The organism is Gynuella sp. (assembly GCF_050297175.1).
Taxonomy (GTDB): Bacteria; Pseudomonadota; Gammaproteobacteria; order Pseudomonadales; family Natronospirillaceae; genus Gynuella.
The window spans coordinates 343,563-367,343 of the sequence record NZ_JBNKSF010000007.1 but is presented as its reverse complement, the minus strand read 5'-3'; the positions used below and the strand labels follow the sequence as shown (position 1 = coordinate 367,343).

At 45.4% G+C, this 23,781-nt stretch carries 19 protein-coding genes; 13 read left to right on the top strand and 6 right to left on the bottom strand.

The features are described 5' to 3' along the window. From ACQY6I_RS02760 to rpsB, 6 genes are all read right to left on the bottom strand, one after another. A complete protein-coding gene (locus ACQY6I_RS02760) occupies positions 1-834 on the bottom strand; it encodes a phosphatidate cytidylyltransferase (protein ID WP_428239935.1) in 834 nt (277 codons plus the stop codon). Next, on the bottom strand, positions 816-1,574 hold the full coding sequence (locus ACQY6I_RS02755) for an isoprenyl transferase (protein ID WP_428239934.1): 759 nt from the start codon (positions 1,572-1,574) through the stop codon (positions 816-818). The genes ACQY6I_RS02760 and ACQY6I_RS02755 overlap by 19 nt, the downstream gene beginning before the upstream one ends. 74 nt (positions 1,575-1,648) lie before the next feature. Continuing rightward, positions 1,649-2,206: a ribosome recycling factor gene (frr, locus tag ACQY6I_RS02750; protein WP_428239933.1), complete on the bottom strand. Its 558-nt coding sequence runs from the start codon at positions 2,204-2,206 to the stop codon at positions 1,649-1,651. Next, positions 2,203-2,946: a UMP kinase gene (gene pyrH, locus ACQY6I_RS02745; RefSeq protein ID WP_428239932.1), complete on the bottom strand. Its 744-nt coding sequence runs from the start codon at positions 2,944-2,946 to the stop codon at positions 2,203-2,205. Before pyrH ends, frr begins: the two co-directional genes overlap by 4 nt. Positions 2,947-3,121: 175 nt before the next feature. Further along, the gene (gene tsf / locus ACQY6I_RS02740; RefSeq protein ID WP_428239931.1) at positions 3,122-3,991 is read right to left on the bottom strand and encodes a translation elongation factor Ts; all 870 of its coding nucleotides are present in this window, start codon (positions 3,989-3,991) and stop codon (positions 3,122-3,124) included. Between the two features lie 100 nt (positions 3,992-4,091). Then, entirely contained in the window at positions 4,092-4,853 is a 762-nt protein-coding gene (gene rpsB, locus ACQY6I_RS02735) for a 30S ribosomal protein S2 (RefSeq protein ID WP_428239930.1), read from the bottom strand. A gap of 267 nt (positions 4,854-5,120) precedes the next feature. Here rpsB and map point away from each other — a divergent pair, with 267 nt between their 5' ends. From map to ACQY6I_RS02670, 13 genes are all read left to right on the top strand, one after another. Continuing rightward, positions 5,121-5,897, top strand: a complete 777-nt coding sequence (map, locus tag ACQY6I_RS02730) for a type I methionyl aminopeptidase (RefSeq protein ID WP_428239929.1) — start codon at positions 5,121-5,123, stop codon at positions 5,895-5,897. A gap of 2 nt (positions 5,898-5,899) precedes the next feature. Further along, complete coding sequence (locus tag ACQY6I_RS02725; RefSeq protein ID WP_428239928.1) at positions 5,900-8,590, top strand: [protein-PII] uridylyltransferase; 2,691 nt, start codon at positions 5,900-5,902, stop codon at positions 8,588-8,590. After that, positions 8,587-9,780, top strand: coding sequence for a succinyldiaminopimelate transaminase (gene dapC, locus ACQY6I_RS02720; RefSeq protein ID WP_428239927.1), 1,194 nt, complete (start codon positions 8,587-8,589; stop codon positions 9,778-9,780). The genes ACQY6I_RS02725 and dapC overlap by 4 nt, the downstream gene beginning before the upstream one ends. 17 nt (positions 9,781-9,797) lie before the next feature. Then, the gene (locus ACQY6I_RS02715; RefSeq protein WP_428239926.1) at positions 9,798-10,142 is read left to right on the top strand and encodes an ArsC family reductase; all 345 of its coding nucleotides are present in this window, start codon (positions 9,798-9,800) and stop codon (positions 10,140-10,142) included. Positions 10,143-10,161: 19 nt separating this feature from the next. Beyond that, positions 10,162-11,193, top strand: coding sequence for a 2,3,4,5-tetrahydropyridine-2,6-dicarboxylate N-succinyltransferase (gene dapD / locus ACQY6I_RS02710; protein ID WP_428239925.1), 1,032 nt, complete (start codon positions 10,162-10,164; stop codon positions 11,191-11,193). 199 nt (positions 11,194-11,392) lie between these two features. Further along, positions 11,393-12,934 (top strand): Re/Si-specific NAD(P)(+) transhydrogenase subunit alpha, encoded by a 1,542-nt coding sequence (locus ACQY6I_RS02705; RefSeq protein WP_428239924.1) that lies wholly within the window; start codon positions 11,393-11,395, stop codon positions 12,932-12,934. Between the two features lie 12 nt (positions 12,935-12,946). Beyond that, complete coding sequence (pntB, locus tag ACQY6I_RS02700; RefSeq protein WP_428239923.1) at positions 12,947-14,338, top strand: Re/Si-specific NAD(P)(+) transhydrogenase subunit beta; 1,392 nt, start codon at positions 12,947-12,949, stop codon at positions 14,336-14,338. Positions 14,339-14,923: 585 nt separating this feature from the next. Then, entirely contained in the window at positions 14,924-15,886 is a 963-nt protein-coding gene (locus tag ACQY6I_RS02695) for a porin (RefSeq protein ID WP_428239922.1), read from the top strand. 525 nt (positions 15,887-16,411) lie between these two features. Further along, positions 16,412-17,389, top strand: coding sequence for a questin oxidase family protein (locus ACQY6I_RS02690; protein WP_428239921.1), 978 nt, complete (start codon positions 16,412-16,414; stop codon positions 17,387-17,389). A gap of 27 nt (positions 17,390-17,416) precedes the next feature. Beyond that, positions 17,417-18,025 carry a 5'-deoxynucleotidase gene (gene yfbR, locus ACQY6I_RS02685; protein ID WP_428239920.1) on the top strand — a complete coding sequence of 203 codons (609 nt, stop codon included), beginning with the start codon at positions 17,417-17,419 and terminating at the stop codon, positions 18,023-18,025. A 512-nt stretch (positions 18,026-18,537) separates the two neighbouring features. Further along, positions 18,538-19,650, top strand: a complete 1,113-nt coding sequence (locus ACQY6I_RS02680; protein WP_428239919.1) for a TRAP transporter substrate-binding protein — start codon at positions 18,538-18,540, stop codon at positions 19,648-19,650. 166 nt (positions 19,651-19,816) lie between these two features. After that, complete coding sequence (locus ACQY6I_RS02675; protein WP_428239918.1) at positions 19,817-20,854, top strand: TRAP transporter small permease subunit; 1,038 nt, start codon at positions 19,817-19,819, stop codon at positions 20,852-20,854. A gap of 12 nt (positions 20,855-20,866) precedes the next feature. Further along, positions 20,867-23,530, top strand: a complete 2,664-nt coding sequence (locus ACQY6I_RS02670; RefSeq protein WP_428239917.1) for a TRAP transporter large permease subunit — start codon at positions 20,867-20,869, stop codon at positions 23,528-23,530. Positions 23,531-23,781 lie beyond the last annotated feature (251 nt).

The window sequence follows — 23,781 nt, the reverse complement described above, 5'->3', positions numbered from 1 at the left end:
TCATCCGATTGGAAATAAACTCAACGCCAGAGCAAAAATAGGTACCGCAGCACACATACTATCTGCCCTATCCATCACCCCACCATGACCCGGCAAAAGATTACTACTGTCCTTAACTCCACGATTACGCTTTACCATACTCTCCACCAGATCTCCGATGATGGAAAACAGGACTACCAGAGTCGTTGAGGCAAACAAAACAATCCAGCCTGACAAAGTAAAATCTGGATCACCCGATAAAATCAAGCCAGCAACAGTGACCACCAGATAGACCGTTAACAGCCCACCAGCTACACCTTCCCAGGTTTTCCCTGGGCTAACATTAGGGGCCAGCTTGCTGCGACCAAATGACTTACCGGCGAAGTATGCCCCAACATCGGCCCCCCATATCACAAGCATTAAAAACAATATCCAAAGATTACCGTGATCAAGGCCTTTAAGCTGATATAAACCAACCCACATTGGGACCAGAACGAGCAAACCCATAATCCGCTGTCGTCTGGGAGATCGCCAGTGAGAACTACTCGCAGGAAAACTTCTGACCAATATAGAAGCAATCAGCCACCAGACCAATGCCAGCCATAACACGATTTCGTCAAACCAGTGAAAATAAAGCTGACCGACGTAGCATAAAGACAGGAGCGTCAAACTCCCCATGGTATAGGTCACTCTCTCCGATATCACATCACTTCCGGATAAGTGAGCCCACTCCCAGGCACCCAACGCCACGATAATGGCGGTAAACAGTGCAAAATAGTCAAGCTGCAGAAAAAAGATTCCCCACACCATTATCGGCGCCAGAACCAGAGCGGTAATTATTCTTTGTTTGAGCATTGTAATTCTTTGAGTTGTTCAACCTGATCGTCAGTACGACCAAAACGGCGGATTCGACTGGCATAGGAGCTTAAGGCCTGATGCAATTCTGCACGACCAAAATCCGGCCAGTATACGTCTGTAAAATAAAATTCTGTGTAAGCAAACTGCCATAGCAAGAAGTTGCTGATACGCTGCTCTCCGGCGGTACGAATACACAAATCCGGAGCTGGAAATTCAGCCAGACATACTTCCTGTGATATTAATTCGGCACTGATATCCTCTGGCTCCAACGTCCCTTCCTTGACTTTGCAGGCGAGGTTCTTAGCAGCCTGAACAATATCCCACTGCCCACCATAATTGGCCGCGACAGCAAGCGTCATGCCCGTATTGTTACATGTTAACGATTCAGCCTCCCGAATCTGATACTGTATCCGCTCACTGAATCCTGACTTATCCCCAATCACCACCAAACGAATATTGTTCTTATGCAGTCTACGAACCTCTTTTTTGAGCGCCAGCAAGAATAACTCCATCAAAGCAGTTACCTCATCCTTGGGCCTACGCCAGTTTTCGCTGCTAAACGCAAACAGGGTTAATACTTTAACCCCCAGCCGGGCACATTCTTCAACCACTGTTCTGACTGCGTCCTTACCTGCCTTATGCCCGGCAATACCCCCCAACAGCCTGGACTTGGCCCAGCGGTTATTACCATCCATAATAATGGCAATATGCTTAGGGAGATTGTGATACTCCGACATATCTAAATCCTGTAAATAAAACAAAGGCTCACGGAATACCCGGGAGCCTGTTGTTAAAACATTAGCATCAATACTTAAACTTTCATCAGATCAGCTTCTTTTTCTAACAGCTTACTATCTATTTTTGCGATGTAGTCATCAGTCAGCTTTTGAATAATATCTTCTTCATGCCTGGAGTCGTCTTCACTGATTTCTTTTTCCTTCAGCAAGTCCTTTATCACTGAATTTGCGTCGCGACGCTGGTTCCGGACAGACACTTTGGCTTTTTCAGCCTCACTACGGGCCAATTTGACCATGTCCTTTCTGGTTTCTTCTGTCAGTGCAGGAATTACTATACGGATAGTGCTACCGGATGTCGCAGGGTTCAATCCTAGATCTGATTTTAAAATCGCTTTCTCAATTTCCGGGACCAGCTGCTTTTCCCAAGGGTTTATAGCTAAGGTCCTACCATCTTCTACAGAAACATTGGCCACCTGATTCAGTGGCGTATCCGATCCGTAATAGGACACATGAAGGGTATCCAGCAGTGACGGATTAGCCCGTCCAGTTCGGATTTTATTAAATGCATATTCTAATGCTTCAAGAGCTTTTTTCATCTGATCTTCGGTTTCAACTTTAAGCTCTTCAATCATATACTGGGCTCCTCACTCATGAGCGTACCTTCAACGTCTCCTACTAAGACGTTCACTAGCGCTCCTGGTTTATTCATATTAAAAACTCTAACCGGCATGCCATGATCGCGAACCAGGCACACCGCCGTTAAATCCATCACACCTAATTGTTTTTCCAGCGCTTCATCATAACTCAATCGGCTGTATTTTTTCGCATTTGGTTCTTTGCGTGGGTCAGCATCATACACACCATCAACATTAGTTGCCTTTAAAACAACATCAGCATTGATTTCGATTCCACGTAGACAGGCCGCAGAATCTGTAGTGAAAAATGGGTTTCCTGTCCCTGCTGCGAAAATCACCACATCCCCCTGCTCCAGATAGCGGATAGCTTTGCGGCGATCATAATGGTCATCAACAATGCCACTCATCGGAATGGAAGACATGACTCGAGTACGAATACTGCTCCGCTCAAGAGCATCCCTCATTGCCAGGGCATTCATAACAGTGGCCAACATCCCCATATGATCACCAGTAACCCGATCCAGCCCTGCCTCACTCAACGCAGCACCCCGGAACAAATTACCACCACCGATAACCAGACCAACCTGGACTCCTATACCAATTAACTGGCCGATTTCCAGCGCCATACGATCCAGAACTTTTGGATCAATACCAAAAGGATGCTCACCGGTTAGCGCTTCACCGCTCAGCTTCAGCAATATTCGCTTGTATTTGGATTGACTCTTGACAGAAGGCATGTAGAACTCCATTTAAAATCAGGCGTGCAAATATATTTCAGTGGGAGCAGAAAATGAACTCCATACAAACGATTAGAAGCAACAAAACCTCAATTAGTTGGGATGGGCACTTTTTCATGCATTGTGAACAAGCAAAAAAAAAGGCAGTCTCAACTGCCTTTTTTCCCATAGCCTCTTACTTGGAGAGGCCAGCTGCTTCCGCAACTTCTTTAGCGAAATCGACCTCTTCTTTTTCAATACCTTCGCCAACCTCAAAACGCACAAAGTTCAAAACCTCAGCGCCTGCATTTTTGACCAAAGTACCAACCTTAACATCTGGGTCTTTTACAAAAGGCTGCTCAACCAGGCTAATCTCGGCCAGAAACTTCTTGATCCGACCATTAACCATTTTCTCAATAATCTCAGCAGGTTTACCAGAACCTTCTGACTGAGCACTTACTACTTCTTTCTCTCGATCCAGCACATCCTGAGGAACCTGTTCAGGGTTGACATATTGAGGATTGATGGCCGCAACATGCATTGCAACATCTTTACCCAATTCTTCGTCACCACCGCTCAGTTCAGCCAGAACAGCAATACGGCCACCATGAATATAAGCAGATACCTTAGAGTCCGAACCACCAATCACGGTTGCACGACGAACACTGATGTTTTCACCAATCTTTTGAACAAGAGCTTCACGCGCACTTTCCAACTCACCTGCCATCAGCGCAGCAATATCAGTCTGCTTATCTGCAAAAGCCTTGTCAGCAACAGTATTGGCAAAGCTCAGGAAATTATCATCACGGGCAACAAAATCGGTTTCTGAATTGATTTCGATGACCAAACCATAAGTGCGATCATCAGAAATACGCGTTAACACCACACCTTCAGCAGCTGTTCTACCTGCCTTTTTGGCAGCTTTAAGACCAGAAGCTTTGCGCAGATTATCAATCGCCACTTCAATATCGCCATCGGCTTCCACGAGGGCTTTTTTGCACTCCATCATACCTAATCCAGTACGTTCACGGAGCTCCTTAACCAGGCCAGCTGTAATATTTGCCATTGCCTTTACCTCAATGATTTATCAATAACTAGTATGGAAGGGGGGATTACCCCTTCTTTTGAACTTCTATATATACAAGCCCGAGCTTACAGTTCGATGATCAGGCTTCGCTATCTGACTCAGACTCAGCTTCGGCAGACTCGTCTTCAGCAACTTCAACGATATCATCTTTCAGCCCGCCAGCAGCTTCACGACCTGCAGCAACTGCATCAGCAATTGCCTTGGCATAAATCTCGATGGCACGGATAGCATCATCATTTCCGGGAATTACAAAATCAACACCATCCGGATTGCTGTTAGTATCAACCACACCAATAACAGGAATACCAAGCTTATTAGCTTCCTGAATAGCAATACGCTCGTGATCCACGTCGATTACAAAGATAGCATCCGGCAATCCGCCCATATCTTTGATACCACCAATGGATTTTTCCAACTTCTCCATTTCACGATTACGCATCAGCACTTCTTTTTTAGTCAGCTGATCAAAAGTACCATCAGACTTTTGTGCCTCAAGGTCTCGCAGGCGGCGAATTGACTGGCGAATAGTCTTATAGTTCGTCAGCATTCCACCTAACCAGCGATGATTAACATAAGGCATACCCACACGGGCAGCTTCATCACGAATCACGTTTTGGGCAGATCTTTTCGTACCCACAAACATGATCTTGTTTTTGTTAGAGGCCATTTGCTCAACAAAGTTCAACGCTTTATTGAGCGCAGGAACTGTAAATTCCAGATTAATAATATGAATTTTATTACGGGCACCGAAGATATATTTGCCCATTTTTGGATTCCAGAAACGTGTCTGGTGACCGAAGTGTGCACCTGCCTTCAACAGGTCGCGCATAGAAACTGCCATAGTATTCTCTCTTAAAGTTTGGGTTGAGCCTCCATATACCCCTGCCTCCAACCCTTTTCGCTATAGAGAAAGGCACCCAGAAAACAGTGTCGGTATATGTGTGACGTTATATTTCCCATGCACATAGCAAGGGGCGCGCTTTATACCACAAGCAGTAAAAATAGCCAAAGAAAAAATGACTATCGCCCTATTAGGCAGCCAAGCTGCACAAAAAGCACAATTTGCGTACAATCGCACATTTGGCAATTAACCCGCTCACGAGACACTATGCCCGTAACTATTAAGACCTCTGAAGAAATTGAAAAAATGCGCATCGCCGGCAAACTGGCAGCAGACGTACTGGAAATGATAAGCCCATATGTCGCACCCGGCATCAGCACAGGGGAACTGGACAAAATATGTCACGAGTACATTGTCCAGGAACAAAAAGCCATCCCCGCACCGCTGAATTACAAGGGCTTTCCCAAGTCTATTTGCACCTCTATAAACCAAGTCATATGCCATGGCATCCCCAGCGATGACAAAATCCTGAAAAAGGGAGACATCGTCAATATTGATATCACGGTCATCAAAGATGGATATCACGGAGATACCAGCGCCATGTTCTACGTAGGTGAGGTTGCAGCACATGCTGATCGTTTATGCAAAATCACCCAGGAATGCATGTACAAAGGTATTAGCCAAGTACGCCCGGGAGCATACCTTGGGGACATTGGTGCGGTTATTCAGCAGCACGCTGAATCAAACTATTACTCCGTTGTACGGGAGTATTGTGGCCACGGCATTGGCAAACAATTTCACGAAGACCCTCAGGTTCTTCATTATGGCAGAGCTCAGACCGGTCTAAAGCTAGAGGAAGGGATGATCTTTACGATCGAACCCATGATCAATGCAGGCAAACGGGACTGTAAGGTTTTAAATGACGGCTGGACTGTCGTCACAAAAGATCGCAAACTTTCAGCTCAGTGGGAACACACTTGTCTGGTGACTGCCGATGGTGTGGAAATCCTGACCCTCCGGTCTGATGAAAAAGTGCCGTTTTAATCATGTCCTATCTTTCTGCTTTTGATGATGTCAACTTATTGGATACCGCTGGTCTGAAGACCATGCTGGACTCCTCCACCAGTCGAATCTCTGTATTCAAACAGGCATTGCATGATCTCAAAGAAAAACTTGATCAACGATTTTTGCTGGCACTGGAAGATAAAGATGACATCCGAAATATTATTCATGGTCGAGCTCTGGCCATGGATGAGTTACTTCGCTGTGCGTGGTCCCAGTTTACCTGGACAGCGGGAGAACGCTCATTAATTGCAGTAGGGGGCTATGGTCGGGGCGAGCTGGCCCCAAAATCAGATATTGACCTGCTGTTACTCTTCCAATCCGAAGCAGATATCAATGACAACTCTGACTCCATTCAGGCCTTTCTGACTTTTCTGTGGGATATTAACCTTGAAGTTGGCCACAGCGTCAGAACCCTGGAAGCCTGCGTCACTGAAGCCACTAACGACGTCACTGTTGTCACCAACTTAATGGAGTCACGACTGATCGCTGGCAGTGAGCTGTTACGCGAGCAAATGATGGAAGCAACATCTGCTTCTAATATTTGGCCCAGCAAGGACTTTTATAAAGCAAAACTAAATGAGCAGTATAATCGTCATCTGAAATATAACGATATTGAATACAACCTCGAACCCAACTTAAAAGCCTCTCCAGGTGGCCTACGGGATATCCAGATGATTGGGTGGGTTGCAAAACGCCACTTTGGTGACTCTGACCTCGTCGACCTGGTTAACCGTCAGTTCCTGACAGAGTCTGAATATCGGACGCTGATTGAGGGACAAAGTTTTATCTGGAAAATACGTTACGCCCTGCACATGCTCACCAACCGGGAAGAAGATCGAATTTTATTTGATCTCCAAAAGCGGCTGGCAGACCTGTTTGGCTATCAGGATCAAAAAGGAAAGCTTGGCATTGAACGCCTAATGCAAAGCTACTATCGCCGCGTTTTTCATTTACGGCAACTCAGCGACACCTTACTGCAGCTATTTGACGAAGCAATCCTTCAGGCAGGCAGTGGCGATCAAATCACTGATCTGAACAAGCGCTTTCAGATACGTAATGGCTATATTGAGGCCAAAAATGAGAGTGTTTTTACCACCACTCCGTCAGCACTGATGGAAATATTCGTGCTCCTGGCGCAAACCAAGGAAGTTATTGGCATCCGTGCTGAAACCATACGCCTGATAAGCCAGGCACGTCGCCTGATAGACGGTCATTTTCGACAGGATATTCGCAATATAATGTATTTTGTCGAACTACTCCGATCCCGTAACGGTGTTTCCACCAATCTGAGACGCATGAGTCGCTATGGCATTCTGGGTCGCTATCTACCGGAATTCGGCGCAATTGTTGGGCAAATGCAGTACGATCTGTTCCATATTTACACAGTAGATGCCCATTCGCTCCAGGTTGTTAAAAACCTGCGCAAGTTTCGACATCGAGGAAATACAGAGCTCTTTCCCTTGGCGACGGAGGTCATTAAAAAGCTACCCAAAGTCGAGCTGGCCTATATTTCAGCTCTGTATCACGATATTGGTAAAGGCCGCGGAGGCGATCACTCCCAATTGGGAGCGGTAGATGCCAAGCGATTCTGTAAACGCCACCGCTTTGCCGAGTGGGACACCAATCTGGTGGCCTGGTTAGTGGAAAATCACCTGTCCATGTCAACCACCGCACAAAGAAAAGACATTTCTGATCCAGATGTCATTCTTGAATTTGCCCGCCACGTTGGGGACCTGACACGGCTCAACTATTTATATGTGCTAACCGTGGCCGATATTTACGCCACCAATCCTAACCTATGGAACAGCTGGCGAGCTTCGTTAATGAAGCAGTTGTACCTGGAAACCCAGCGAACTATTCGTCGCGGACTTAAAAATCCAGTCGGGAAGGATGAACGCATACAACACACTAAGGAAAGAGCCCTGGAAATTCTTGCGGCCGGAGGCTTTACCCGAGATGAAGTGGATGCCATATGGGACAATCCAGGTGATGACTATTTCCTTCGTGAGTCCCCTGAAAATATTGCCTGGCATACCAAAGCAATTGGCTCAAACGGCCTTGGAGTTCCTCTGGTTCTGATCCAGGAAATCGACGAAAATTCTTATGCCGGTGCCACTCAAATCTTTATTTATGCTCCGGACCGCGCGCACTTGTTTGCTGACATAGCTACGGTGATGGAATCACTGGGTCTGTCTATTCATGATGCCCGCATTATGACGTCATCAGGTAGCCAGTTTTCGCTGGATACATTTATTGTGCTTGATGAAGAAGGAAAAGGCATAGGCAACGACCCCGAGAAAATCAGAACCATCCAGCATAGACTGTTGTTTGCCATCAGCAATCCGAATGAAATAAAGACTGTTCGCCGCCGAACTCCCAGACAGCTTAAACATTTCAAGATTCCAACTCAGGTCATCATTAGCAACGACCTGGATCATGACCGAACTATCGTTGAACTCATTTCTGTTGACCGTCCTGGGCTATTGGCACGGATCGGGGAAATTTTCCGAGAGCTTGATATCCGCCTTCAAAACGCACGCATTTCAACCCTCGGCGAAAGGGTTGAAGACATCTTTTTTGTTTTGGATAAAAACAACCAACCCATTACCGATTCCCAGTTGTGCGAGCAGCTCAAAGAACAATTAGAACGGAAACTGACTGAAGAACAATGAATACCCACTTAGCCGCACTACAGCCCTATCCATTCGAAAAACTGTCCGAACTTAAAACAGGAATCACCCCTCCTGCCGGGGTTAATCATATAGCTCTATCAATTGGAGAACCTAAACACGAAAGTCCGCAGTTGGTCATCGATGCTTTAAGAAATAGTCTTTCACTGCTGGAGACCTACCCTTCCACCAGAGGAACCGCCGAACTGCGGGAAACCATCGCCAGCTGGTTACAACGCCGCTTTCAACTGAAGCAGTTAGATGCAGAAACCCAGGTCTTACCTGTCACCGGCACCCGAGAAGCCTTGTTTTCCGCCGTCATGGCACTATTTGACAGCCACCGCAGCGATAACCAGGTTGCATTTCCCAATCCTTTTTATCAAATCTACGAAGGTGCCACCTTACTCGCTGGCGCCAAGCCACTATTAATACCCTGTACACAAGAATCCAGTTTCAAGGCAGATATTTCCACCATAACACCACAACAATGGGATCAAACCCAGATTCTGTTTATATGTACTCCTGGCAACCCAACTGGAGCAGTATTATCAGAGGCAGAACTGATTGAGATTATTAGACTGGCCGACAAACACGATTTTTTGATATTCAGCGATGAATGTTATTCCGAAATCTATTTTGATGAATCCAGCCCCCCTCCTGGCCTACTACAAGCCTGTGCAAAAATGGGGCGCACCGGTTATGAACGCTGCCTGGCTTTCAATAGCCTGTCAAAACGCTCCAACATTCCTGGCATGCGGAGTGGCTTGGTTGCGGGCGATGCCAGCCTGATCAAACAATTTCTGCTATATAGAACGTACCATGGTTGTGCGATGCCGCCTCACCATCAGTATGCCAGCATAGCTGCCTGGAACGATGAGCAACATGTCCTCATGAATCGAAACCTTTATCGGGATAAGTTTGCTCTGGCAATGAACACATTGGACTCAAAGCTCCAGATCTATCAGCCGGACGCAGCTTTTTATCTTTGGGCAAAGACCCCTGTTGCCGACACTGAATTTGCCCGCAATTTGTTTCAACACAGTCACATCACAGTACTTCCCGGCTCATTTTTGAGCCGAAAAATGGGTGACACCAATCCCGGAAGCAACTATGTACGAATCGCCCTGGTTGCTAGCCTGGAAGAATGTCGCCAAGCATTCGACCGAATCAACGCTTTCCTAGACACCCTCTAAGATACAGGAGTCTGTTCATGACCATCATGTATGGTATTCCCAACTGCGACACCATCAAAAAAGCCAGACAATGGATGCAGAATAACAATCAACCTTTTGAGTTTCATAATTTCAAAAAAGATGGCATTTCCAGAGAAAAAGTACAGCAATGGCTGGCCCAACAACCCTGGCAGGAACTGATAAACCGCAAAGGTACCACCTGGAGGAAACTGGATCAGAATCTCCGGGACAATATGACCGAACAGTCAGCAATAGATACCATCCTGGACAACCCTTCCATCATCAAACGCCCGGTACTCGAAACCGGAAACAAAGTATATCTGGGCTTTACTCCAGATATGTATTCTCAACTGTTCAGCTAATTTGGAGAGAGAACGCGACATGTCTCACTTTGCTATGGCATTTGGTACTGCCACAAAAAACAAACAGGGTAAAATCATCGAAAGTTACTTCCCGGAACCCATACTTTCTCCCGATGACAAACTGATCAATGAACTTGCTCAGATCTTTGCCTGTGCCGACGGGAATCAGGTGATTGAGGTAAGTATCGATAAATGTCACGATCTGGCGACAATCTTTGAATCATTTGGACTCAACCTGAGTACCACCTTTGCCAAAGCAGCCCTGGATTCTGAACAACCATTGATCTTGGTAACTTTAGAGACAGATAGCGCTCCTACCGAGGTACCGGAAGCATTTCTGAAACTACACCTGCTGTCTCATCGACTGGTTAAACCTCATGGAACCAACCTGGACGGTATTTTCGGACTGCTGCATAACATAGCCTGGACCAACCTTGGAGCAATCGATCTCCCTGAACTGCCGGAATGGCAAATACAAACACGCCTGAGAGGTCAGGTTTTGCAGGTATTCAGCATCGATAAATTCCCCAAAATGACAGATTATGTTGTTCCCACTGGTGTTCGTATTGCCGATACTGCTCGCGTCCGCCTAGGAGCCCATTTAGGTGAAGGCACAACCATCATGCATGAAGGCTTCGTTAACTTTAACGCCGGAACGACCGGAGTCAGCATGGTAGAAGGCAGAATTACTGCTGGAGTCGTGGTTGGCAATGGTTCAGATATCGGTGGCGGAGCCTCTATATTGGGCACCCTGTCCGGTGGCGGTAAAATTGTGATATCCATTGGTGAAAACTGCCTACTGGGCGCCAACGCTGGTGTAGGTATTCCATTGGGTGATAGGTGTACTATCGAAGCTGGTTTATATTTAACAGCGGGAACGAAAGTCACCGTACTAGACACCAATAAAAAACCTGTCGAAACGGTAAAGGCGAGAGAATTGGCCGGTAAAAGTGACCTGCTGTTCTGGCGAAACTCACAAACTGGTGCAGTTGAATGCCTAACCAATCAAACCGCCATTGAACTCAACGAAGCTCTTCATTCCCACAACTAAGTGGAATACTCTGGCGCCATCCAGCCTATAACAGATGGCGCTTCATTCCAACTTCGCAGAAGCGACCCATTCTCCACGACCGAAATCAATAAATAATCATTTATTGATATGTACATGACTGCCGTTAATGACAGGTGGTTATCGCCTGTGATGAGATAAGTCCGTAGATAATAAACATGTCACCCAGGAGACATAGCGTATGCTTATAGTTGTCCCGAAAGAACGAGATCCTCTTGAACATCGAGTTGCTGCGACCCCCGCAAGTGTCGAAAAGCTGATTAAGCTGGGGTTTTCTGTCAGCGTCCAAAGTGATGCAGGTGCAGATGCAAGCTTCACCAATGAATCGTACATCAAGACAGGTGCCAGCATTGTCGAAGATGCCGCCGAGCTATATTCCAGTGCAGATATCGTACTGAAGGTCAATGCCCCAAAAGGCAACGATCTCCGCCAGTTAAAAGCAAATACCATCCTGATTTGCTTCGTTTGGCCGGCACAGAACGAATCATTGTTGAAATCTTTGGCCAAGAAAAATATTCAGGCTCTGGCCATGGACTCCGTTCCAAGAATCTCCCGCGCACAAAAAATGGACGCCTTAAGCTCTATGGCAAATATTGCCGGTTATCGAGCGGTCATTGAGGCAGCGCATCACTTTGGCCGGTTTCTGAATGGCCAGATTACCGCTGCGGGAAAAATTCCCCCGGCTAAAGTATTGGTGATTGGAGCAGGTGTTGCCGGTCTCGCAGCTATTGGAACAGCGAAAAGCATGGGGGCAATTGTTAAAGCCTTCGATACCCGCCCCATCGTTAAAGAGCAAGTTGAATCCATGGGAGGTCAGTTCCTGACCGTCAACATTGAAGAGGATGGTTCAGGTGTAGGTGGCTATGCCAAAGAAATGTCCCAAGCGTTTATTGACGCTGAAATGGCCCTATTCCGCGAAGAAGCCAAAGATGTCGACATAGTGATTACAACTGCCCTGATTCCAGGCAAACCCGCCCCTAAACTGTGGTTGGCTGACATGGTCGAAACCATGAAAGATGGTTCCGTTATTGTCGATTTAGCAGGAGAGCAAGGTGGTAACTGTGAGCTGACATCCCCGGGTAAAGTCGTCACCGAACATGGTGTCACTATCGTTGCATATACCAACCTGGCGAGCCGCCTACCTACTCAATCATCGACGCTATATGCACAAAACCTAGTTCATCTTTTGACAGATCTGTGTCCGGACAAAAACGGTGAAGCGGTCATAAATATGGATGACGAAGTCATTAGAGGCGCAACAGTCGTCAAAGATGGCGAAATCACCTGGCCACCACCTGCACCCAAACTGAGTGCCCAGCCTGCGCCAACACCTGAGCCCAAAATTACAACACCAGAACTTCCTGCAAAGAAAAAATCAGACGTCAAATCCATAATTGGTTTCTGGGCTGCTGCCGGTCTTTGCCTGTTAGGATTGGGAAGCGTTGCACCTGCAGAATTCGTTTCTCATTTTACCGTATTTATTTTATCTATCTTTATAGGCTGGCAAGTCATCTGGAACGTGACCCACGCGTTGCATACCCCACTAATGAGCGTAACTAACGCCATCTCCGGAATTGTCGTTATCGGCTCGCTACTACAAATCAGCGGATCCGGTTCCTGGCTTGTCACACTTATGGCATTCATTGCAGTTCTGTTTGCCACCATCAATATTGCCGGAGGGTTCTTTGTAACCCACCGCATGTTAAAAATGTTTCGTCGATAAGGGGCCAGCATCATGAATGGAATGATTACCATGGCTTATTTGTTTTCAGCCATTATGTTTATCCTGAGCCTCTCTGGATTAAGCTCCCAAGAAACCGCCAAACGTGGGAATTTTTATGGTATTGCAGGAATGGCCGTTGCTGTTCTTGCAACAATCTTCAGCGCCGCAGTAGGTGCTTACAGCCTACTGATAATCGCAATGGTCATTGGCTCTGCAATTGGCCTGACCCTGGCTAGGCGAGTAGAAATGACAGCCATGCCTCAACTGGTAGCCATGCTACACAGCTTTGTCGGTCTGGCAGCAGTACTGATTGGCTGGGGCGGTTATCTCGATCCTCGTTTACATCTGAGAGGAGCCGAGCTGGTCATTCACAACACCGAAATTTATCTTGGAATCTTTATCGGTGCAGTAACATTGACCGGTTCACTGGTAGCGTTTGGCAAACTCCAAGGCAAAATTTCCGGTCGACCACTCACCCTACCTGGGCGCCATATGCTCAACCTAGTCGCACTGATTATTACCTTTATTATGATGTTGATCTTTGTGACTCATGGACACTCCGGCACCAATACAGCCATATTGCTTGTTATGACAGCCATAGCACTATTAATAGGTATCCACTTGGTTGCGGCAATTGGAGGTGCCGACATGCCGGTAGTAGTATCCATGCTTAACAGCTATTCTGGCTGGGCTGCATCGGCAACGGGTTTCATGCTGGCCAACGACTTGTTAATCGTAACAGGGGCCTTGGTTGGCTCCTCTGGTGCCATTCTCTCTTACATCATGTGCAAAGGAATGAACCGCTCATTTGTATCAGTGATTATGGGTGGCTTTGGAACCGATGGAGGCACCCCCACAGATGATGACGCCCCGCAGGGAGAAGCTGTGGCGATTCTGGCGGACGAAGTGGCTGAGGAGTTGGAAGATGCTGACAGCATTATCATTACCCCAGGATTCGGAATGGCTGTCGCACATGCACAGCAAGCAGTAAGCGAACTGACAGAAAACCTCAGAAGAAAAGGCAAAACGGTCAGGTTTGGCATTCACCCGGTAGCAGGGCGTCTGCCAGGTCATATGAATGTTTTACTGGCAGAAGCCAACGTACCTTACGACATTGTGTTGGAAATGGACGAGATCAACGAAGACTTTCCAGATACCGACGTTGTACTCGTCATTGGAGCCAACGACACAGTCAACCCAGACGCAGTAGAAAAGCCAAACTCACCAATTGCAGGCATGCCTGTACTGGAAGTATGGAAATCCAAACGGGTCGTTGTGCTTAAGCGCTCAATGGCATCTGGATACGCAGGCGTAGCTAACCCTCTTTTTGTAAAGGAAAACACCAGAATGCTGTTCGGTGACGCCAAGGACAGCGTTCAGGAAGTGATTAAAAACTTAAAGTAAACTGAATCTAAATATTGGTTATTAAAGAAGGGGCATAATGCCCCTTTATTTATAAAAACAAGCAAAAAATGATAGCCATGACCAGAATCCACTGATAATTCTGTATAAACTGACAGCATCATTCGAATTTTCTGACATTTTTATTGCTCACAGTTAAGGCGATAATTCAACCCCATTTCAGATTACATGAAATTTACAACAAAAATTTAACAGGCATATTCTTTACAGTTTAAAATCTCAAAAAATTCATTCGTGACATTCTTCTTACTCTCATTGTAAATATAACCTCAATTTTTGGATGTTTTTTTGTAAAAAACTTCAACAGAATTTCATTTTTCCAGCGATTTCTTATTTGGTACCGGCATTTAGCATCGACATCCTAGCTACTCCACTCAAAAACTTTACATATCGTTTATTCATCAGATGAACAATGGCTGAATGGCCTTATTAGGTGGCTTGTATGAATTTATAGGTAATGGTGTCATATGCGCCGAAGTGAGTGGAATAAACATCCTGCTACGGTGTCGTTTTTGCCCACAATCATAAGTAAGAAAATCAACTTAAATGATAAATGGTGTGATTAATATGAAAAAAATGGCCTTATCGATTGCTGTTTCAACAGTGGTAGCTGCTTCTGGCGCATCTGCGGCAACAATTTTGGAGCAAGATAACCTTAAACTGGATCTGGAAGGTGATTTCCAGGTTAACTTTGAGAAGAGCACAGTCAAAGATAGCAAAGTTCAAATGGTCTATGATGACATGGAAGTTAAATTCAAACCTACTTACTCTTTTGATAATGGTTTGACTGCTTTTGGCGTATTGGAAGTAGAATTCAAAGACGACGCTGATCGTGCCCCTCTTTCAGCTGGAGGCGTAGAAGTCGACGTTCCTTCTAACAAAGTAGATGACGCTTATGTTGGCTTAGGTTACATGGGTGGAACTATTGCCTTTGGTGACATGGTTTATGCCAGTGATGACTTCGGTATTGGCGAAGATTTCGAGCTGGGTGTAGATGGTGCAGGTTTAGGCAGTACAGATGGTGCAGACGTTATTAAAGTAACCTATGGCACTGACATGTTCACTGTAAAAGCATCTTATGACATGCCTGAAGAAGACATGAGTGGATTAAAGGACGAAAGATCTTTTGACCTTTATGGTGAAACTACATTCAGTGATATCACTGTCGCAGGTACTTTCCAGTCTTATAAAAAGCAAGGAAAGGGTGCTGACGATGTAAACTCTTTTGGTATCAGCGGCAAGTATGCTACAGATATGTTCAGTGTTGGTGCTGAATTTACTAGCGTAGATGAAGAAAATGCTGAAGCAGTAGCTTATGAAATTGCTGGAACTTACAGTGCTACTGATATGGTAACTCTGGCTGCTGGTTTTGGTCAGTGGATTCCTGACGAAGGTGATACTGTTAGCCAATATTACCTGAACGCAAAATATGCTTTTGCTGAAAAAGCTTATACTTTTGCTGAGATCGGTGGTAATGACGTAGACGATTCTGAACTGGGTTATGCTGTAGGCTTAGCTGTTAAGTTCTAAGATAGATAGCATTTAGTTATCTAAAAAAGCCTCAAAGAGTTTTTCTTTGGGGCTTTACAGAATTCGCATAACATTGCCATCGATGACAAACACTAATAAAGGCAATGTGAAAAAGAATTTGTACTCCGGTTGAGTACAAATAAGAGTCATCTGGTAGCTAAGGATGACACTTTGATGTTCAGATTTTTCTGACTTCAAGATTCCCAAACTTCGTTAAGCGGCATAAAGGTAACTTGTTCGAAATTGCTACCTTAAAACAAGTTTACCGCCGCTCTTTTTCTCTCCCAAGTTCATCTTAACCATATTATTCATTGGTCTTTCTCCTCCAGAATAAAAATCCAACTAAATCGCTGCTTCAATAAGAATTTCATTGAATTAGCTTCAGACATGCAAACAAACTCCTCAAACTCGTTCACCCATACGCTCTCGTATCTTTCTTTCCATTAAATAAATGTTTTTATTTACAAAATATCTGTTTAGAAGACTAAAATAGCTCTTTGGTATAGCGATAAAGGAGAATTTGTCATGGTTAGCGCTGTTCAATATGAATCAGTGTTTACTCAGTGGGCACCTGATCACCACAATGGCCTTTCCAATCATCTGCCAATGGCCATATTGGCATTAATTCGCTTGGGTGCAAATGAACAGAAGATCGAAGAGTTCTCGAAATCATACTGCCGCCAACTTGATCCATTGCAAGAAATTCCTACCCAGATTCTGACCGAACAAGCCTTGCTGTCCTTAGCTGGAAAGGGAGAGAAATTTCATCAAGTACAAGTTTCGTTCGATCATTTTATCCAGACAAACGGACTAGAAGATACGCTGAAAACCTGGCTTCCCAGATTATGTACAGGCTCCTCTACCAGAGCATTTCATCCACTGATTCGCCTGGGCTATGCCATACAATTCCAGTTAGAAAGAGAAATTGCTCATGCATTGGCAGATTGGCTGGTTCATTTGGTCAACTATCCCTGGCCGACTAACCACCACACTTCCCATCCAGGCAGTCTGGAGAATTTGATTTCTAACCTCCAAAATAAAAGACAATCTTTTCAACCGATAGTGCATAGATTGATTGATGACGAACTCGGAGCAGTCACACTCTTTCCCGAGTATCAATCTCTAATCTTACAACCTGGAATCAATGCTCTGAGTCTTGCAGATATGCAAAAGGTTGCTCTCAACTGGTACCTGCAAAGTCATGACTTCTGTGCTTTACACGGGATTACAGGAAGTTATGCATTTAATCTGATCATTCCTTACTTAGAAGACCTCTACCCTGCTCTCAAATCATTCTGGTTGAGCCTGGTGCTCGCCTACCTCTCTCGCTCTCCTGTTGATACAAAAGAGAAAACACCTATTTCAACCGACCTGAGTACCTTGAAGTCTAAGGCAATAGCATCCATGGATGCTCATACCATCAAACTGACAGATGTTTGCCTTCAACAATATGAAATCACGAGTAATATAGATTATCTGCAAGCCGCCTGGACACGAATATAGGCAATACTATTATCGAAAGGTACTCACATGTCTTACACGAGTCGTTTTTTTGCATATCTAAACCGCTTAAGCCTAATAAAACGTTGGGGGCTGATGCATAACACAGTCTCTGAAAATGTCATGGAACATAGTTGGCAGGTTGCGACTATTGCACATACTCTTGGTGTCATCGGAAAGGATATTTTCGATAAAGAATATCAGCCTGAAATGATAGCCACAGCAGCCCTTTACCATGATTGCAGTGAAATCATCACTGGTGACATGCCCTCGCCTATCAAATACTACTCCGGAGTGATCACTGATGCTTACAAAGCCATTGAGAATGAAGCTGAACAACAGCTGCTGGGATTACTTCCCGAAAAACTACAGCCCGCGTTCAAGCGCTTTCTGATACATGAAAACATTGCTCCGCACGTCAAAAATCTGGTCAAAGCAGCCGACCTAATCAGCGCATATCTCAAGTGTCAGCAGGAACTCGATCGTGGAAACAGTGAGTTTAAAACTGCAGCCAAAGAAATCGAACGATCTATTCGCGAGCTTGAGCTGGTCGAAGTGGATTACTTCATGGCAACCTTTGTGGAAAGCTATCAGCTGACCTTAGATGAACTCCTGGCCAAGCATGATAGAGAAAATTAATTGTACGCTAGGTTTGAGATTCGACGAACACAACGAAAGTCATTGAGCTTTTTGCCATTCTTATCATCAGCCGATGATTCAACTGGTGACCTCTGAATATTGGTTTGACCAATATTAACCAATTGTCACATTTCCAAAGCCCCTGAAAACCCTCTTGCATTTAAAAAAACCCATGTTCGAAACTGGCAGATTATTAGGTCTTTGTCCGCCAAAAACTGAGGCTTTCTCCTTTCGCATGGTGGCGTAACAAACAATATTCCTTAAAAAGGATCCATTTTTAGACTTTTTCACTATTTAAATATTTTTTAAATTCCCCTACAGTGACTTCAAACCATATCCATAGACAGGCTTTGTTCCTAAAAAAAACTGGCTTGGGAACTATACACCCCATACCGGTTTGCCTTTTTCTATGAACACTTGGTTTATATTTGACTCTGACATAAAAATAACAAAGTCCGGTTCCTGTGAATGACTCCTGGTTGATACACAAAGGTTCCTGGAGGAGGAAATTAATGAAAAAATCTGATGCATTAAAAAGACGTGAAATACTTAAAAAAGGACTGACAGGAGTAGGTGTTGCTGCAGCCGCCGGCACTATTTCCGCACCCGCGATCGCTGCAAACCGCATGGAAGTTACCATGGTTTCTACTTGGCCCAGAGACTTTCCTGGCCTTGGAACCGGCGCTCAACGGTTTGCCAAGCGCGTAACAGACATGACCGATGGTCGTATCTCTATCAAATATTACGCCGCTGGTGAACGGGTCGGGGCTTTTGACGCCGTCGATCATGTGGCTTCCGGTGATGCACAGCTTTATCACGGTGCAGAGTATTACTGGAAAGGCAAACATCCTGGTTTTGCGTACTTTACTTCGGTTCCTTTCGGGCTGACCTGCAGTGAGATGAATGCATGGATTCGTTTTGGCGGTGGGCAGGAGCTTTGGGATGAATTATCCGCACAATTTGGTCTGAAAGGTTTGATGTGTGGAAATACAGGTGTTCAGATGGGTGGCTGGTTCCGTAAAGAGATCAACACACCCGATGACTTTAAAGGTTTAAAATTCCGTATGCCTGGCCTAGGCGGCGATGTTATTGCCAAACTGGGCGCCTCGCCCGTTTCGTTACCGGGTGGTCAAATCTACGAAAACCTGATTTCCGGCTCGATTGATGCGACTGAGTGGGTTGGACCATGGAATGACCAAATCATGAAGTTCTATGAAGCAGCAAAATATTACTATTATCCAGGCATGCACGAGCCTGGCTCCATGCTTTCAATCGGCGTGAACAAAAAATGGTGGGATGGTCTATCCAAATCAGATCAGCTGGTCATTGAAGCAGCGGCATCCATGGAAAACGACGTTATGTTTGCTGAGTACACCGCTAAAAATGGTGCCGCACTACAGCAACTCATCACGCAACAAGGTGTAAAACTCAGAAAGTTTAGCGACGAAATCTATGATGCTTTCGGAGAAGCCAGCGAAGAAGTATACGAAGAAGTACAAAAACATAGTTCTCTCGCTAAAAATATACATTCGAGCTTTGTTAAAGCACGCAAAGAAACAGGTGCCTGGGCCAAAATATCAGACGTTGAATATATCGCCCAACGTAACAGGGTACTTGGATTTTAAGTGAACCCCTACAACCATAAGCACGCAACAAATAACCAAATTCCCAGTTAGAAACCATAACGCGTGCTTATGGGGATATCACTTTTCATCATCTGTTGCCTGTGCCATTAGCCTATTGCTGGCACGTAGCATGAGTCCGCCAGTGAACTAAAGTAAGTTGTTATTTATGAACCCGACTAACCTTAAAGGAGAGACAGCAAACAGTCTCTCCGCCAACGTAAATTCCAAGGCTTTGGAAGTAACTGCAAGAGTTACAGCTGCGTCAATGATCTTTCTGACAGCATGCTTTCTACTGAACAATTACCTCAATTTCTGGCTGGCCTGGCCAGGCATGCTGAACTTTTTAAATTCAGGACTGAACCTCCCAAAGCAAAATTTATTAGGGTGGTTACAAACCATCAGTTATCTGCTTGTCATACCCGCCGCTGTCCTATACATACGCCATAAGGCTGCAGATACACTGATAGAAGATACTCACACATGGAACTCCCTGGTGAAATTTATTATCCGAGCGGCATTCTGGGCAGTATTGTTGATCGGTATATTTGACAGTCTCATCTCCTTCTTGCGAATAGAAGGTTTTCTCCCCCATATTGTTGGTGACAACATGTCAACCCAACTCGGACGATCAAATTTTCGTGGTCCCTATTTGCACTTCCCCTTAATTGGGCTCTCAATCTTGATCGCTGCAATGGTGAAAAAAATCGATTTTTTCTGGCTGGCTTTAATGGTCGTGCTAACAGAGTTCGGCATAGTTATCTCCCGTTTCGTTTTTTCTTACGAACAAGCATTCATGGGAGATTTAGTCAGGTTCTGGTACGCAGCCCTGTTCCTGTTTGCCAGCGCCTACACCTTTCTTCATGACGGCCACGTACGCGTAGACGTTCTTTACGGACGGTTCAGTAAGAACACCAAAGCATGGGCAAATATTCTCGGAATTCTGTTTCTTGGGTTGCCACTCTGCTGGATCATTCTCTCGACAGGCATGTGGGAAAAAACCAGTAGCATTATCAGCCCACTTGTTAATTACGAGATCACCCAAAGCAATTATGGATTGTATGTGAAATATTTAATGGTGTTCTACCTGATCATTTTTGCAGTGACAATGATCATTCAGTTCTGTAGTTATTTCCTGACCAACATTGCAGATCTACTCGGTCAACGCGATGAAAACCCATCTACAGCCTTGTCACAAGATCACTAGGAGCATTAAAAAATGGAATTATTTTTTCTATGCATACTCATACTAACGATGGTCATCGCATTAACGTCAGGCTTTCCCGTTGCTTTTGCATTACCTGGCTCAGCCATCCTAACGATCAGCCTGGCAGCCCTGTGCGGCTATCTCTTTGCGGGTGACAGCAGCGCTTACTTCGCAGAAGGAGGCCCCTGGCAATGGCTGAATGCCGGAGTAACCAACTTCAGAAGCATATATTGGAATGTGGAACGCGATACATTGATCGCAATTCCTTTGTTTATCTTTATGGGAATCATGTTGCAACGTTCCAAAATTGCAGAAGACCTTCTTGTTTCCATGGCAAGGTTATTTGGACCTGTACCAGGAGGACTTGGCATATCGGTCATTATTGTTGGAGCACTGTTAGCAGCAACAACCGGTATTGTCGGTGCAACAGTGATTGCCATGGGAATGATTTCACTGCCGGCAATGCTGAAAAACAATTATTCGAAATCTCTGGCAACTGGCACGATCTGCGCCTCCGGCACATTAGGACAAATCATTCCTCCATCAATTGTCCTGATCATTCTGGCGGACCAGCTTTCAAGCGCAGCGGATCAGGCCAGTACTATTCGCAAAGCTGCCTACAGGGCAGCCACAGGTGAATTTTCTATGCCGTCTTCACTGGACATCACTTCTGCCAGTGCAGGCGACATGTTCATGGGGGCAATCATTCCCGGAGTGATTCTGGTATCTCTATACATCGTTTATATTCTGGCGGTTGCACTCCTAAAACCGGGATCTGCTCCACCGGTCGGTCAGAATGAAAAGTACGATAGAACATTTATCATCACCATGTTGTGGTCATTGATACCACCACTCATGCTGATATTTTCGGTATTAGGATCGATTCTGTTTGGTATTGCTACGGTCAATCAGGCGGGTGCTATAGGAGCCGTTGGAGCCATTTTTATGGGGAGCTATCGCCTGCATAGAGGCAAGCGTTTCCGTTACCTTCCTGCATTGATCGGTCTGATCTCGACCATTGTGATTCTGGGATTGTTATCAGTCTGGCAATTGAACATCAAAAGCATTCAATCAGATGCAGAGGCTGTGGGCCTAGTGCTGGCGGCGACTGCCGTTTTCAGCATGATAGTTGCCCTCATATGGGCAATTACCCGAATTCATCGCACTGACAACACACTCAATGAAGTGATGACCGCGACAGTCAAAACCACAAGCATGGTATTCATTATCCTCATTGGGGCCGCCATGCTGACTTCCTCTTTTCGTGCATTTGGTGGAGAGGAATTAGTAAAACACTTCCTAACCAGTATGCCAGGAGGGTTTTGGACCCAATTTATCGTGGTAATGATTGTGATTTTCATCCTCGGCTTCTTCCTCGACTTTATTGAGATCGCGGTTGTGGTCGTACCAATCGTGGCCCCTATTCTACTGTCAGCCACAGACGCGAATGTGACGGCAGTCTGGCTGGGAGTCATGATCGGTATCAATATGCAAACTTCTTTTTTGACTCCCCCATTTGGTTTTGCCCTGTTTTATCTACGAGGTGTTGCATCTGCGGCAGTAAAAACACTTGATATCTACAGAGGTGTGATTCCGTTTATCTGCCTTCAGCTTTTGACCTTGCTTATAGTAGGATTGGTACCCCCTCTTGTTAATTACCTCCCTAACCGAACATTCCTGACATCCGAGAACGCGCCTCCTCCAATGAACCCCCGACTACAGTCCTGCATTGATGAACAACAGATTCAATCCTATCTGGCTTCGGACAATTCTTTGTTTACAGAAGTGGAGCGTATGGAAAATCTGGATATGGCATTCCTCCCGGATAACTATCGAGATGATCTAAAACAAAGTTACCAGGCTATCAAAAAAATCATTCCCCTGATAACACAGATCAAGGACTCTGAACTAGCACTTAAAACATACGAAACAGAGTATGCTCCCTTACATCGACAAGTCAGAGACATACAAACTGCCCAACAGAGAGCAACTACCCGGGTTGAACAACTAAAACAGGATATCAAACGTATTCAGGGAGAGAATCAACCAGATATGAAACAAGTCAATCAACTTGAGTCTCAAGTCGCAGATGCCGAGCTGGAAATTGACCGTCTACAAAAGCTTATTCCGGATGACTGGTCTGAACGCCACGAAAAATTCATTGACTTAACCAAGTCGCATGCTCAATCAATCAACCGATACCACAATAACTCCGACTCAGCGTACGAAACGATTTCAAGAATAACCAGAACACTACAACAATACGATGACTACGAAGCTCTGGAAGCCGATCTTTTAGGGCTTAAAGAGATCATTGAAGAAGGTCCCCCTGAATCAGCAATCACTCGGATTCACGAGACTGAAACAGCTGTTGCAAAACTTGAAGGCAGCAGCTCCATCAAGTCCGCTTTGTATAAGGCTCGCAGAGCCTTGAAAGGCGAGACACCTGATAGAGAAAAAGGACAAGAGCAACTCAATTATGCGTTGGAACTATATCAACAACAGCGCCCTTGGCGGGAAGCAGGTTACAAGCAACTATCGCCCGCATTACATGCATTCGAACTTACGCTTCGTCACAATGTAGGCCTTCGCCAGCAACCTAAACTAGAGACAGCAATGGCGAAGAAAGTAGCTGCCTGTCTCTCCAGCCATAAAAATATATCTCTGAGCTTTTAGTCACAATGATTCAGGCCGGGCAGTAAAATTATAGCAAGCATTGATCCCGGCCTGATAAACCCTAAATCTGCATGTATTTTCGGCATTATCGCTGGAATCAGCTCCTTCCTTCCGGTATTGTCGGCGCCCAACAACCGCTTAAAGTGTGACCAGCAATAAAACTGATTGGTCAATTGCTTTCCTGACCCCGGTTGTTTTCGTAACCGACCGATATCGTCGGGACATACCACTCTTGTGGGGTCGGTTTCGTA

Excerpts from the sequence above, each read along its gene's own strand:
- dapD (WP_428239925.1), top strand. The coding sequence starts at position 10,162 with ATGTCTCACTTTGCTATGGCATTTGGTACTGCCACAAAAAACAAACAG.
- ACQY6I_RS02680 (WP_428239919.1), top strand. The coding sequence starts at position 18,538 with ATGAAAAAATCTGATGCATTAAAAAGACGTGAAATACTTAAAAAAGGA.
- ACQY6I_RS02695 (WP_428239922.1), top strand. The coding sequence starts at position 14,924 with ATGAAAAAAATGGCCTTATCGATTGCTGTTTCAACAGTGGTAGCTGCT.
- ACQY6I_RS02670 (WP_428239917.1), top strand. The coding sequence starts at position 20,867 with ATGGAATTATTTTTTCTATGCATACTCATACTAACGATGGTCATCGCA.
- dapC (WP_428239927.1), top strand. The coding sequence starts at position 8,587 with ATGAATACCCACTTAGCCGCACTACAGCCCTATCCATTCGAAAAACTG.
- ACQY6I_RS02725 (WP_428239928.1), top strand. The coding sequence starts at position 5,900 with ATGTCCTATCTTTCTGCTTTTGATGATGTCAACTTATTGGATACCGCT.
- pyrH (WP_428239932.1), bottom strand. The coding sequence starts at position 2,946 with ATGCCTTCTGTCAAGAGTCAATCCAAATACAAGCGAATATTGCTGAAG.
- map (WP_428239929.1), top strand. The coding sequence starts at position 5,121 with ATGCCCGTAACTATTAAGACCTCTGAAGAAATTGAAAAAATGCGCATC.
- ACQY6I_RS02755 (WP_428239934.1), bottom strand. The coding sequence starts at position 1,574 with ATGTCGGAGTATCACAATCTCCCTAAGCATATTGCCATTATTATGGAT.
- ACQY6I_RS02715 (WP_428239926.1), top strand. The coding sequence starts at position 9,798 with ATGACCATCATGTATGGTATTCCCAACTGCGACACCATCAAAAAAGCC.
- pntB (WP_428239923.1), top strand. The coding sequence starts at position 12,947 with ATGAATGGAATGATTACCATGGCTTATTTGTTTTCAGCCATTATGTTT.
- ACQY6I_RS02760 (WP_428239935.1), bottom strand. The coding sequence starts at position 834 with ATGCTCAAACAAAGAATAATTACCGCTCTGGTTCTGGCGCCGATAATG.
- ACQY6I_RS02675 (WP_428239918.1), top strand. The coding sequence starts at position 19,817 with ATGAACCCGACTAACCTTAAAGGAGAGACAGCAAACAGTCTCTCCGCC.
- ACQY6I_RS02705 (WP_428239924.1), top strand. The coding sequence starts at position 11,393 with ATGCTTATAGTTGTCCCGAAAGAACGAGATCCTCTTGAACATCGAGTT.
- rpsB (WP_428239930.1), bottom strand. The coding sequence starts at position 4,853 with ATGGCAGTTTCTATGCGCGACCTGTTGAAGGCAGGTGCACACTTCGGT.
- tsf (WP_428239931.1), bottom strand. The coding sequence starts at position 3,991 with ATGGCAAATATTACAGCTGGCCTGGTTAAGGAGCTCCGTGAACGTACT.
- frr (WP_428239933.1), bottom strand. The coding sequence starts at position 2,206 with ATGATTGAAGAGCTTAAAGTTGAAACCGAAGATCAGATGAAAAAAGCT.
- yfbR (WP_428239920.1), top strand. The coding sequence starts at position 17,417 with ATGTCTTACACGAGTCGTTTTTTTGCATATCTAAACCGCTTAAGCCTA.
- ACQY6I_RS02690 (WP_428239921.1), top strand. The coding sequence starts at position 16,412 with ATGGTTAGCGCTGTTCAATATGAATCAGTGTTTACTCAGTGGGCACCT.